The sequence below is a fragment of the Streptomyces sp. P9-A2 genome, from assembly GCF_036634175.1.
Classification (GTDB): domain Bacteria; phylum Actinomycetota; class Actinomycetes; order Streptomycetales; family Streptomycetaceae; genus Streptomyces; species Streptomyces pratens.
In genome coordinates this window covers 7,351,605-7,364,109 of sequence record NZ_JAZIFX010000001.1, presented here as the reverse complement: position 1 = coordinate 7,364,109, position 12,505 = coordinate 7,351,605, and the positions used below count along the sequence as shown (strand labels likewise).

General features: G+C 71.8%; 9 protein-coding genes and 3 pseudogenes. 4 read left to right on the top strand and 8 right to left on the bottom strand.

The genetic code is table 11. The annotated features are described in order from the left end of the window. Positions 1–115: 115 nt before the first annotated feature. Positions 116–1,743 (bottom strand): annotated as a pseudogene (locus tag V4Y04_RS33225) (Xaa-Pro dipeptidyl-peptidase); the annotation flags it as partial. Between the two features lie 38 nt (positions 1,744–1,781). Beyond that, entirely contained in the window at positions 1,782–3,062 is a 1,281-nt protein-coding gene (locus V4Y04_RS33220; RefSeq protein ID WP_332432036.1) for an RNA-guided endonuclease InsQ/TnpB family protein, read from the bottom strand. A 23-nt stretch (positions 3,063–3,085) separates the two neighbouring features. Here V4Y04_RS33220 and tnpA point away from each other — a divergent pair. Beyond that, positions 3,086–3,538 (top strand): annotated as a pseudogene (gene tnpA, locus V4Y04_RS33215) (IS200/IS605 family transposase). A 102-nt stretch (positions 3,539–3,640) separates the two neighbouring features. Here the strand turns inward: tnpA and V4Y04_RS33210 are convergent. Continuing rightward, positions 3,641–4,009, bottom strand: a pseudogene (locus tag V4Y04_RS33210) (Xaa-Pro dipeptidyl-peptidase); the annotation flags it as partial. A gap of 217 nt (positions 4,010–4,226) precedes the next feature. Between V4Y04_RS33210 and V4Y04_RS33205 the strand changes: the two are divergent. Further along, positions 4,227–4,994: a MerR family transcriptional regulator gene (locus V4Y04_RS33205; protein ID WP_332432035.1), complete on the top strand. Its 768-nt coding sequence runs from the start codon at positions 4,227–4,229 to the stop codon at positions 4,992–4,994. Between the two features lie 39 nt (positions 4,995–5,033). Here the strand turns inward: V4Y04_RS33205 and V4Y04_RS33200 are convergent, their stop codons facing one another. The 4 genes from V4Y04_RS33200 to mmpA form a co-directional block, all read right to left on the bottom strand. Continuing rightward, positions 5,034–7,229, bottom strand: coding sequence for a 3-hydroxyacyl-CoA dehydrogenase NAD-binding domain-containing protein (locus V4Y04_RS33200; protein ID WP_332432034.1), 2,196 nt, complete (start codon positions 7,227–7,229; stop codon positions 5,034–5,036). A gap of 82 nt (positions 7,230–7,311) precedes the next feature. After that, positions 7,312–8,526: an acetyl-CoA C-acetyltransferase gene (locus tag V4Y04_RS33195; protein ID WP_332432033.1), complete on the bottom strand. Its 1,215-nt coding sequence runs from the start codon at positions 8,524–8,526 to the stop codon at positions 7,312–7,314. Beyond that, positions 8,523–9,737 (bottom strand): CaiB/BaiF CoA transferase family protein, encoded by a 1,215-nt coding sequence (locus V4Y04_RS33190; RefSeq protein ID WP_332432032.1) that lies wholly within the window; start codon positions 9,735–9,737, stop codon positions 8,523–8,525. The genes V4Y04_RS33195 and V4Y04_RS33190 overlap by 4 nt, the downstream gene beginning before the upstream one ends. A gap of 605 nt (positions 9,738–10,342) precedes the next feature. Next, a complete protein-coding gene (gene mmpA, locus V4Y04_RS33185) occupies positions 10,343–10,489 on the bottom strand; it encodes a morphogenic membrane protein MmpA (protein ID WP_332432031.1) in 147 nt (48 codons plus the stop codon). 189 nt (positions 10,490–10,678) lie between these two features. Between mmpA and V4Y04_RS33180 the strand changes: the two genes are divergently transcribed. Further along, positions 10,679–10,894 carry a hypothetical protein gene (locus tag V4Y04_RS33180; RefSeq protein WP_332432030.1) on the top strand — a complete coding sequence of 72 codons (216 nt, stop codon included), beginning with the start codon at positions 10,679–10,681 and terminating at the stop codon, positions 10,892–10,894. Here the strand turns inward: V4Y04_RS33180 and V4Y04_RS33175 are convergent. After that, positions 10,891–11,697: an endonuclease V gene (locus V4Y04_RS33175; RefSeq protein ID WP_332432029.1), complete on the bottom strand. Its 807-nt coding sequence runs from the start codon at positions 11,695–11,697 to the stop codon at positions 10,891–10,893. The two genes, V4Y04_RS33180 and V4Y04_RS33175, sit on opposite strands and share 4 nt — an antisense overlap. Before the next feature lie 371 nt (positions 11,698–12,068). Here V4Y04_RS33175 and V4Y04_RS33170 point away from each other — a divergent pair, with 371 nt between their 5' ends. Next, a complete protein-coding gene (locus V4Y04_RS33170) occupies positions 12,069–12,485 on the top strand; it encodes an SsgA family sporulation/cell division regulator (RefSeq protein WP_332432028.1) in 417 nt (138 codons plus the stop codon). The last annotated feature ends 20 nt before the right edge of the window (positions 12,486–12,505 follow it).

The following is a 12,505-nucleotide window of genomic DNA, read 5'->3' as shown; positions in this document are numbered from 1 at the left end:
CAGCCATGGGCCTACCACCTTTGGCGCAAAACTCACCTCTTCAGCGGTCACGTTCCTGTCAACCGGTGGGCGGACGGTGATCGGCCGTGCGCAAGGACGTGACCAGCGGCGCGGGTCACCCGGCTTTGGACGCGCCTCCTCCTTCACCCGGAACACGCTGGACGGTGTGCGCGGGACGTACGCCGTCCCGGACGGTGGCATCCGACGCGGCCCCGGGCCCGGTGGAAGCGCCCGCTGTGGGCGTGTTCGCGGTGGCGCGGGCGAAGGCTGCGGTTCCGCCGTCGACCGGAACGCTCACGGAGGTGCGGGCGAGGTCGAGGGTGAGGGTGGGGGTGTCCGCCGGGGGGTCGATCGGCCACGGTCCGTGCCCGCGACGATCAGGGCGAGACGGTGGCCCTCGGGGACGACGTGGTCGGTGGCGGCCAGGTCGAGGGTGAGGGTGTAGCGCTTGCCCGGGGTGAGCGGGGTGCTCTTGCCGTCCGAGGCGTGGTGGCCCAGGTCGGCCCAGCCCCGGCTGACGATCGTGTGACCGACGTCGGCGGTCCTGGCCCGGGTCTCCCGGTAGCAGGCGCTGTCGCCCTCGGTGCTCGCGCCCCAGCAGGTGCGGCCGGCGAGGGTGGTGATGCCCTCGCCCGCGGCGGCGTAGTCACGGATGGTGTCGGGGCCGAGGTCGACGAGCACGGCGGACAGGTGTGCCGTGGGGGCGCTGGGGGTCACGGTGACGGTGGCCTCGGAGGCGCCGGACACCCTCAGGTCGCGGGAGAGCGGCCCGGTGACGAAGCCGGCCTTGTCCGGTGTCGATGTGTCGATACCGGCGGCCCAGTCGGTCTCGCCGAGGCCCGGGTCGTCGGTGAACGTCTCGGTGCCGCGGCCCTTGCGCAGGCCCAGCGTGCCGACCCCGTCCTCGCCGCCGTGGGCGGGGCGCAGGGTCGCGGTGCGGGTGCCGCGCGGCGGCCAGCTCTTCGAGGTGATCCACTGGTCGGGCCGGCGCTCGATGTCGGCCATGGGCTCGCGGTCGATGCCGTTGTCGAGGCCGAGGAGTTCGTGGTCGAACCAGCGGTGCAGGGTGTCGACCCAGTCGGCGCGGCGGAAGTCGAACGGGGCGACGTGTCCGGTCCGGGAGAGCCAGATCTTGCGGTCGACGCCGTTCTTCGCGAGCGCGTCCCACCACGGGCCGACGTGCTGCATCCGTACGTTGAGGTCCTGCATGCCGTGCACGAGGAAGACGCTGGCTTTCACCTTCTTCGCGGCGCGCACGTAGTCGCGCTCGGTCCACAGCGGCGTCAGGTCGCCGGTGCGCGGGGCACCGTCGACGAGCTCGCGCTGGACCGCCCCGCACCGCGCGCGGGCGTCCGGGCTCTCCACGTAGTTCGACAGCCAGTCGGGGCCGGAGTCGTAGAGCGGGGCGCCCTTGGTGAAGTAGTAGCCGTACCAGGAGGAGATGGCGGCGATCGGCACGATCGTCTCGAGGCCCTCGACCCCGGTGGCGGCGACACCGTTGGCGATGGTGCCGTCCCAGCTCTTGCCGATCATGCCGGTGCGGCCGTTGGTCCAGCCGGCGTCCGCCCGCTCGGCGCCGGTGCGGGTGGTGTAGGCGGTGCCGCGGCCGTTCAACCAGTCGACGACGGCCTTCGCGGACCGGATGGCGGAGCGGCCGCCGACGTCCACGCAGCCGTCGGAGCGGTTGGTGCCGGCCAGGTCGACGCCGACGACGGCGTAGCCGCGCGTCACGAAGTAGTTGTCTTGAAGTGCTCTCCCGGCTGAAGCCGGGAGATTCCTGTCTACCTCACGGTGGCGGGCTTGACGCGCTTGGCGCGCCTGACGACTGCCCTCCCGGCAGCCGGGACGAGCGCGAGGCCCGTCCGGTACAGGTGCAGGACGTTGCGGGCCGCGTTGTGGTCGGCGTTGCCCGACCAGCCGCAGTCCGGGTTCCTGCACACGAACACGGCCTGGGACTCCCGGCTGCCGGGCGTGGTGAAGCCGCACGCCGAGCAGCGCCTGGAGGTGTTGGGGGCGGGGACCTTGTGCAGGGTGCCGCCGTGCCGGGCGGTCTTGTAGGTCAGCAGGGTGACCGTGCGCCCCCAGGCCTCGCCGCTGATGGCACGGTTGAGCCCGGACTTCTGGGCGACGTTCTTCCCCGGCTCCTCGATGGTGCCCCTGGCCGATCTGACCATGTTCGGGAGGGTGAGTGCTTCGACCACGATCGTGCCGTAGGTGCGGGCGATGGTAGTGGTCGTCTGGTGCTGCCAGTCCAGGGCCCGGCGCTTGGCTTTCGCGCGCAGTCCCGCGATCCGGTCATAGGTGCGGTGCAGCCGGCCGCTGGTGCGCTCGCCGGGCCTGCGGTGCCGCTTGCGCCGCGCGGCGCGCTGCTCCAGGCGCAGGAGCCTGGTTTTCTCCTTGCCGGTCAGCCATGCGCCGTGCTCGTACGCCGTCCCGTCCGAGAGGGCGATCGGCACGGTGATACCGACGTCGATACCGACGTCCGGCCCCTGGTGGGGATCGGGCCCGGCCTGAAGGGTCTGGACGCGGAAGGCGATGTGCCAGCCGAGCGCGTCCTTGATCAGCCGGGCTCCGGTGATCCGGTTCTCCGCGCCTGCGCGCTTTCCGACGGGCAGGTCCTTGGTCCAGCGGAAGCGGACCCGGCCCACCTTGGGAAGGTTGACCACGCCCCATCGCCGGTGCACGCGGACGATGTTCAGGTCGCGTCCCTGTGGGATGTCCACGGACATCACCGTGCGGAACCGTCCCTTGAAGTGCGGGGCGTCGGCCCGGCGCTCCCAGCAGTTCCGCCACGCCCGGAAATACGTCTTGAGTACCGCCTGCGCCGCCTGCGCGGGCAGGACGTCCAGGAAGTCGATCTCCTTACGGGCCTGGCGGATCGCGGCGTCCGCGTTCGCGAGTGTCCGCTTCTCCTTCGGCATCATCTGCCACCAGGCGTGCAGCAGGTTCCACAGGGTGCGGGCCGCGTGCGCCTGGTCATCGGTCTTCGACACCTCGGACGGCGACAGTGCAAGCCGGGCACGCTGCCCGAACTGCCGCTTGACCAGGGTGTCTCGACTCACGATCGCGAGAATAGCCAGGGTTGGTGTCACCGCGCCGGAACCCGAATCCCGATGTCAGAACCGGCCGCCATGTTGCCCACAACCTGCATGTTCACTTGGTTTTTGTTACGAAATACCGGCGGAATGCGTTCACCGACACCATGCCGCGCCGAGGCGGTCATGCGGGAGGTCTGTGCCGACTTCGAGGCCGAGCTGAAGCAGTTCAACGGCGAAGAGGACCACGTCCGCCTGCTCGCGCACCACTCTCCCAAGGTCCAGCTCTCCAAGCTGGTGGACTCCCTCGAGGGCGTCGGCTCCCGCGGGCTCCGCTTGGGGGCACCTCCCGGCCGAAGGCCGGGGGAGAGTACACCACGCATGTCCGCCGGTACCTGTGGGGCGGACACTTCTGGTCCGGCTCCTCCTTCACAGGAGCATGCGGCGGGGCACCCCTGACCGTCGTCAAGCAGTACATCGAAAGCCGGCAGTGTCCCGGCTGACCGTCAACCCGGAGACGAAGAGCGCTCCGGCGCTCCGCGCCTCCGGGCCAAGGATGGTCTTCACCCTCGCCCCGAAGGGCGGAACACCGGCCAAGATCAGAGGTAGAACAGCGGCATCCGGACGATGTCGCCGTTCGCGTCGTACGTCTTGCGTTCGCTCTCGTTGCCTCGCCCGCAGCAGGAGTAGTACGGGCTGGCGTCCATGATGACGGGGACCTGCCGGCCCCGCTGCGCGGGTTCGGCGACGCGGTCGGTCCGTCCGTCGCCGTCCTCGTCGATTCCGGTGTCCACCCAGACGGCCTCGCGGATCGCGTCGTCGTAGGAGTGGACGGGCCGGCTCTCGCGCGGCGCGGTGCCCGCCGCGGTGCCCGCCGCGGTCGCCGTCGTGGGGGCGAGCAGCGTGGCCGTCAGGGCGGCCAGGGCCACCGTCACAAGCGGTCTCCAGGTCGTGAAGCGCGTGCGTATCGGCATGCGCGGACGGTACAACGGTCAACTCGTGCGCAGAAGGGGGCATCTGACGGGCCGTGGGCGTACGGGCCGAGCCGGAAAACCGGAAACCGGCCCGGAGAGCGGGAGGCGGCGGGCGAGGGCCGGTACTTGGGGAGCGGCCGCCCGGAGGGGGCAGCGCGCGGAGGCCGTACGGGCGGTGAGATGTCGCACCACTGGTGAGACAGTAATACTGCTGTACATGACGACCGACATCGAGGAGCCGGCCCTCACCATCGACGAACTGGCGGCGCGGGCCGGGGTCACAGTGCGGACGGTCCGGTTCTACAGCAGCAAGGGACTGCTCCCGCCGCCGGTGATCGGGCCGCGCCGCGTCGGCCACTACGGGCGGGAACACCTGGCCCGGCTGGCCCTGGTCGAGGAGCTGCAGCGGCAGGGCATGACGCTGGCGGCCATCGAGCGCTACCTGGGGCAGCTGCCGCCGGATCTGAGTGTGCGGGACCTGGCGATCCAGCGCGCGGTGGTGGCCTCCTGGGCGCCCGACACGGTGGAGGAGGTGTCGCGCGGGGAACTGGAGCGACGGGCGGGGCGGGCGCTGGGCGACGAGGATCTTCGGCGGCTGGCGGCGCTGAACGTCGTCGAGCGGGACGGCGAGGACTTCCGGGTCGACGCCGGGCTGCTGCGGCTCGGCGTCGAGCTGCTGGACGTACCGCTGACGCACGAGACGATCCTCGAGGCCCGTACGACGCTCACCGAGCACGCCCGCGCGGCCGCACAGGAGCTGTCGCGGCTACTGCGGGACGCGGTGGCCGAGCGGGACCCGCGGGACGTGAAGTCGCTCTCCGCCCATATGCACCCGCTCGTGGTCCAGGCGCTGCTCACGGCCTTTCAGCGGTCGCTGCGCGAGGAGCTGCGGGAGTGGCTGGACGGCGGGGAGGGTACGGGGTCGGCGGAGGCGGGGACGGCGGGGACGGCGGGGACGGCGGGGACGGCGGGGACCGGAGGCTGATGCTCCTGTCCCCGCCGGTCGGCCGCACGTACCGGAGGGTCAGCGGGCGTCCGTGAACCGCTCCCCCTTCTCCGCCTTGTCCACCAGCAGTGCCGGCGGTGCGAAGCGCTCGCCGTACCGCTCGGCGAGTTCACGCGCGCGGGCCACGAATCCGGGCAGCCCGGTCCCTCCCCCGGCGCCGCCGTCGTAGCCGTTGATGTACTGCAGGACGCCGCCGGTCCAGCCGGGGAAGCCGATACCGAGGACGGAGCCGATGTTGGCGTCGGCGACCGAGGTCAGCACGCCCTCCTCCAGGAGCCGGACAGTGTCCAGCGCCTCGGCGAACAGCATCCGCTCCTGCATGTCCCGGAACGGGATCTCGTACCCCGGCTCGGTGAAGTGCTCACGCAGGCCGGGCCACAGGGCGTCGCGCCCGCCGTCCTCCTTGTACGTGTAGAAACCGGCGCCGCCGGCGCGTCCGGGGCGGCCGAACTCGTCGACCATGCGGTCGATGACGGCCTCGGCGGGGTGCGCGGTCCAGGTGCCGCCGGCCTCCTCGACGGCCCGCCTGGACTCGTTACGGATCTTGCGCGGGAGGGTGAGGGTCAGCTCGTCCATCAGGGAGAGCACCTTGGCGGGGTAGCCGGCCTGGGCGGCGGCCTGCTCGACGGAGGCGGGCTCGATGCCCTCGCCGACCATGGCGACGCCCTCGTTGATGAAGTGGCCGATGACCCGGGAGGTGAAGAAGCCGCGGCTGTCGTTGACGACGATCGGCGTCTTGTTGATCTGCCGGACCAGGTCGAAGGCTCGGGCGAGTGCCTCCTCGCCGGTCCGCTCGCCCTTGATGATCTCGACGAGCGGCATCTTGTCCACCGGGGAGAAGAAGTGCAGCCCGATGAAGTCGCTCTGGCGTTCGATGCCTTCGGCGAGGGCGGTGATGGGGAGGGTGGAGGTGTTGGAGCACAGGAGCGCGTCGGGGCCGACGACGTCCTGGATCTCCTGGAACACCTTGTGCTTGAGGACGGTGTCCTCGAAGACGGCCTCGATGACCGCGTCGCAGCCGGCCAGGTCTTCCGCCTCGGCGGTGGGAGTGATCCGCGCGAGGAGCGCGTCGGCCTTCTCCTGGGTCGTCCGGCCCCGGGAGACGGCCTTGGCGCACAGCTTCTCGGAGTACGCCTTGCCCTTGGCGGCCGCTTCCGGCGTGACGTCCTTGAGGACGACGTCGATGCCCGCGCGGGCGCACGAGTAGGCGATGCCCGCGCCCATCATCCCGGCGCCGAGCACGGCGACCTTGGCGACCTTGCGGGGCTCGATGCCCTGGGGGCGGTTGGCGCCGGAGTTGACGGCCTGGAGGTCGAAGAAGAACGCCTGGATCATGTTCTTCGACGTCTGTCCGGCGGCCAGCTCGACGAAGTAGCGGGCCTCGATGACCTGGGCGGTCTCGAAGTCGACCTGGGCGCCCTCGACGGCGGCGGCGAGGATGTTGCGCGGCGCCGGGTAGGGGGCGCCGTTCGTCTGCTTGCGCAGGCTTGCCGGGAAGGCGGGCAGGTTGGCCGCGAACTTGGGGTGGGACGGGGTGCCGCCCGGGATGCGGTAGCCGGGCCGGTCCCAGGGCTGGGCGGACTCGGGGTTCGCGTCGATGAAGGCGCGGGCCTTGGCGATCAGTTCCTCGCGGTTCTCGGCCACGTCGTCGACGAGACCGTTCTCCAGGGCGCGGCGCGGGCTGTACTGGGTGCCCTGGAGCAGCACCTTCAGCAGGGCGTCGGTGATGCCGAGCATCCGGACGGTGCGGACGACGCCGCCGCCTCCGGGGAGCAGGCCGAGGGTGACCTCGGGGCAGCCGATCCTGGAGCCGGGCGCGTCGAGGGCGATCCGGTGGTGGCAGGCGAGGGCGAGTTCGTAGCCGCCGCCGAGGGCAGCTCCGTTGACGGCCGCGACGACCGGCTTGCCGAGGGTCTCGATGCGTCGCATCTGACGCTTGATCGCCATGCCGCCGTCGAACAGGTCCTGTGCCGTCTCGGGGGTGACCTTGATCAGGTCACGCAGGTCGCCGCCGGCGAAGAAGGTCTTCTTCGCCGAGGTGAGGATGATGCCGCGGATGCCGTCCTTCTCCGCCTCCAGACGGTCGGTGATCACCGCGAGGGAGTCACGGAACGCCTGGTTCATGGTGTTCGCGGACTGGTGCGGATCGTCGAGGACGAGGGTGACGACGCCGGTGTCGTCCTGTTCCCAGCGGATGGTGGGGGTGTCGGTCATGACAAGGTCTCCGTAGAAGTCGCTCGGGGCGCTCCGGTCGCTCAGGTCGTCCGGTCGCTCGGGTCCGGGTTCCGCCGGGGTTTCAGAGGCGCTCGACGATGGTGGCGATGCCCATGCCGCCGCCGACGCACAGGGTGGCGAGGCCGTAGCGCTTGTCCTGGCGCTCCAGTTCGTCGACGAGGGTGCCGAGGATCATCGCGCCGGTGGCGCCGAGCGGGTGGCCGAGCGCGATGGCGCCGCCGTTCACGTTGACCTTGTCCAGCGACAGGCCCATGTCCTTCACGAAGCGCAGCACGACCGCCGCGAAGGCCTCGTTGATCTCGACGAGGTCGATGTCGTCGATGGTCAGTCCGGCCTTGGCGAGCGCCTTGCGGGTGGCGGGGGCGGGGCCGGTGAGCATGATGGTGGGCTCGGAGCCGGACACGGCGGCGGAGACGATCCGCGCGCGGGGGGTGAGCCCGTACCGCTCACCGACCTCCTTGGTGCCGATGGCCACGAGGGAGGCGCCGTCCACGATGCCGGAGGAGTTGCCCGCGTGGTGGACGTGGTCGATCTTCTCCACCCAGTGGTACTTCTGCAGCGCCACCGCGTCGAAGCCGCCCAGCTCGCCGATGTCCGCGAAGGACGGTTTGAGCCCCGCGAGGGAGTCGGCGGTGGTACCGGGGCGCAGGTGCTCGTCATGGTCGAGGACGACGAGCCCGCTGCGGTCCTTCACCGGGACGACGGACCGCGCGAAGCGGTTCTCCTTCCAGGCGGTGGCGGCGCGCTCCTGGGAGAGGGCCGCGTACTCGTCGACGTCGCGCCGCGAGAAGCCCTCGATGGTGGCGATGAGGTCGGCGCCGATGCCCTGGGGGGCGAAGTCGGTGGCGAGGTTGGTCATCGGGTCGTTGAACCAGGCGCCGCCGTCGGAGGCCATCTTCACCCGGGACATGGATTCCACGCCGCCGGCCAGGACCAGGTCCTCCCAGCCGGAACGGATCTTGGCGGCGGCCAGGTTGACGGCCTCCAGGCCGGAGGCGCAGAAGCGGTTCTCCTGGACGCCGGCGACGGTGTCGGGCAGCCCGGCGGCGATGGCGGCGATCCGGGCGATGTCGGAGCCCTGGTCGCCGACCGGGCTGACGACGCCGAGCACGACGTCGTCGATGGCGGCCGGGTCGAGGTCCGGGAAGCGGTCGCGGATCTCGTGGATGAGGCCGACGACCAGGTCGACGGGCTTCGTGCCGTGCAGGGCGCCGTTCGCCTTGCCGCGCCCGCGCGGGGTGCGGATCGCGTCGTACACGTACGCTTCGGTGCTCACGGGGAGGCCTTTCGCTGAGGGGGTCGGGGGGCGGACAGCAGTCGGGGGACGTCCCAGTCGCGGGCCACGTCGTCGGTGTCGGTGCCCGGCCGGGCGGGCCCGGTGCGGACGCTGGTGGGGGTGACGGAGAACCGCGGGGCCGGTGCGGGCTGGGTGATACCGGCGTGGTCGGTGAAGGTGGAGCGGGCGGCGAGGTGCGGGTCGTGCGGGGCCTCGCGCAGCGACAGGACGGGGGCCACGCACGCGTCGGAGCCGTCGAAGACTGCGGTCCACTCGTCGCGGGTGCGTTCCTTGAAGCGGGCGGTGACCCGCTCGCGCAGGGCGGGCCACCGGGTGACGTCGATGCGGGCCCCGGAGAACCCGAGCCCGTTCCCGTCCTCATCGCCCTCGTCCTCGTCCTCGATGCCGAGCAGCCGCAGGAACTCGTCGTAGAACTGCGGTTCGAGCGCGCCCACCGCCATGTACCCGCCGTCGGCCGTCTCGTATGTCCCGTAGTACGGGCAGCCGCCGTCGAGGAGGTTGGCCCCGCGCCGGTCCTGCCAGGCTCCGGCGGCGAGCATGCCGTGGATCATGGCGGAAAGGTGGGCGGTTCCGTCCACGATGGCGGCGTCGACGACCTGCCCGGTGCCGCCCAGGCGCGCATGGTGCAGGGCGGCGAGAACGCCGACGACGAGGTAGAGGGAGCCGCCCGCGTAGTCGCCGAGCAGGTTGGCCGGAACGGCCGGCGGCCGGCCGGGATCGCCGATCATGCCGAGGGTGCCGGTGCGGGCGATGTAGGCGATGTCGTGCCCCGCGCGGTCCGCGAGCGGCCCCTCCTGGCCCCAGCCGGTCATCCGGCCGTAGACGAGGCCCGGGTTGCGGGCGTGGCAGTCCCCGGGGCCGACACCGAGGCGCTCGGCGACACCGGGGCGGAAGCCCTCGACGAGGATGTCGGCGCGCTCGACCAGGTCGAGGACACGGCCGGCGCCGTCGGGAGCCTTCAGGTCGACGACCACGGAGCGCTTGTTGCGGTTGGTGACGTCGTACGCCGGGTCGATACCGAGTCCGGGGCCGCCGGGGCGGTCCACGCGGACGACGTCGGCACCCAGGTCGGCCAGGAGCATCGCGGCGAACGGGCCGGGGCCGATTCCGGCCAGCTCGACCACCCGCACACCGGTCAGCGGCCCCTGCCCCGGCGACCGCGCGGGTGCCGGCTTCTGTGCCTCCGTCATCACACCCCCAGCTTTGACATAATCACTGTCACACCGATGATGCTAAGAACACCTCCCACTCAGCACAAGAGCAGGCGAGCAAGCGCTTGGCCACTGTTCGCCACTGTACGGCGCGGCCCGTGCTCCCGCCCGGCTCAGGTGTCGTCCGCTTCCGCCACCAAACGCTTCGACGCGACGGTGCGGCAGGCCTCCTCCGCCCGGTCGCGGAGCAATCGGCGCCAGACACGCCCATCGGCACCGGAGGGGCGGCGGGGAAGCGGGACGGTGACGCTGACGAGAGGGGCGGTGGAGCGCGGGCCCGCAGGACATCAGCAGCAAGGTGGCCGGGTGGCTCCGCCGGTCCGGAGCGCCGCGCCTCTCCCAGGGCGTGTTTCGAAAGTCCCGCCTGCCCCGCGGCGTCCGGCACGCACTCCCCCAAGCTCTTCGAGCAGGGGGGACCCTCAGCCGCGTTGTGGGGATCGCCCGTGTACGCCCGGTACGCGGGCGGCCCTCCGCCGTGCGATCGCACGCTCCCCCAAGCTCTCGGCTCCGCTCGAGCAGGGGGGACCCCCATGACGCCGCGGGGCCCGCCCTCCGGACGGCCGGCGCTACGTTCGAAACACGTCCTAGAAGGGCCGCTCCAGCACCGTGTAGATCATCCCGGCGATCCAGCCGACGCCCGCCAGGACGGCGAGGGCCAGCCCGAAGGCCATCGCCCGCCCGGTGGGCCGGACGGCGGGGGCAACTGGCTTGGACGCACGGCACGTTGTCATGCCTTCAGCCTGCCGATCGAGTGGCGGTCCGGCATCCGTACGGGTACTCAGGTGTACGTACCCGGTTCGCGTCGCCCCGCATCCGCCCGCGGCGGCACCGAGTGGGGACTTTCCGGTACCGGATCCGGGCCGGTCGGCGACACTCTCCGCACAAGTGCCAAGAAGGAGTTCAATGGAACGCTTGAAGGCATGCGATTTCTTCTCGAAGTGAGCATGGACGACGAGGCGTTGGCGAAGGACCCCGTGGGTGAACTGGGGCGGATCCTGCGCTACTGGGGCGGGAACCTGCGCCACTACCCGATGACGGCCGGTGACGGGTCGGAGATCTACGACTCCGAGTACCGCGAGGTGGGCCGTTGGCGTATCGAGCAGGGCGGGGGTGACGAGCGGGAGGGAGCCGTTTAGGGCCTGTCCGGCGGATCGAGTCGGGCTCGCGGGCCCCGGGTTCCGGTCCGGCCCGGTCCGGACGGAAGACCCGGGTCCGCGCCCACTGCCTCCCGGAGGGCCCTGCGGCACAGGGCGTCCGCCCGGCGGGTGGTTTCCGGGAGGCGGTGGGCGGGAGTCAGCGCGAGGGTGTGGGCGCAGGCGTTGGCGAGACCGACGCGATGGCCGACCGAGACGAAGACCGGCTTGACGGAGTCCCTGGTGCGCAGGGCCCGGCCGACCTCCTCGGTGCCGGCGAGCAGCGGGGCCGTGCTGCCGCGCGGGGTCGCCGGGGCCGCGAAGGTGAAGGTGAACGGGTTCTTGGCGACGCCGATCGTCGGCAGGCCGGTGAGGACCCCGAGATGGCTGGCCAGGCCGAAACGGCGGGGGTGGGCGAGCCCGTAGCCGTCGCAGACGACCAGGCCCGGCGGGCACGGCAGGGCGTCGAGGGCGGCCAGGCCCGGCGGGCACGGCAGGGCGTCGAGGGCGGCCAGCACGGTGGGGATCTCCCGGAAGGCCAGCAGGCCGGGCACGTACGGGAAGGAGATCCGGCCGACGGCCGTCGCCTCGGCGACGACCTCGAGGCTCGCCCCGTCCAGGACGACGGCGGCCGCCGCGACGAGGTCCCGCTCGTCGTCGTACGCCACGTCGACCCCGGTGACCCGGCCCGTCCCGGGCGGCGGGCCTGGCTCGTCGAGCACCACCCGCCCGCGCAGTCCGTCCTGGACGGCACGGGCCGCTCCCTCGGTCGTGGGCCAGCCGCCAGGGATACGTACGCTCGTCATGATGGCGCCGAGCCTACGGGTTCGGAGGACTTCGCGCGCCGGAGCCGACTCCTGCTCATGTGCGGCCGCCCCTGCACCGCCCCCGCACCGCTGCCCCCGCGGCACCTGGCCTCCTCGTCCCGTGAACCGGTCCTGCCTGCCCCCGCTCCCGCGCACCGGTCCGGCGCCCTCCCGGGTACTCGACACCCACGGCACCCCGCACATGCCGCATGCAACACCCGTCCCGGGGAAGCCTGATCACACCGGCGCATGGAGGCGGTGACAGAGGTCACGCTGTTCCGGTGGGCACGGATCGGCCGATTCCGTCGTCTCTTTGAGTAGCCCGCCCTATCCGCCCGGAAGTTGTCCAGCCGTCACGAGGGAGCAAGGCGTTGTCCACCGTCATCGACCAGCCCGTCGAGGCCCGTCTCGTCGCCGCCGCGCCGCGGATGGCGAGTATTCCCGCCACTTTGCATTACGACCGGAGTGATCCGTTCGCCGTCCGCATGTCCTTCCCCGCTCCCGCCACCCTGGAGGGCGTCGAGGTCTGCTGGACCTTCGCCCGCGAGCTGCTCACCGCGGGTCTGCACGAGCCCGAGGGCCACGGCGACGTCCGTGTCCGGCCGTACGGCTACGACCGGACCGTACTGGAGTTCCACGCTCCGGAGGGGACCGCCGTCGTACATGTCCGCTCGGGCGAGATACGCCGGTTCCTCGAAGCGACCGGCGAACTCGTGCCGGCCGGTCTGGAGCACCTCCAGCTCGATCTGGACCACGGTCTCGCCGAGCTGATCCGCGACGCCTGCTGAGCCACGACCACCGACCCACG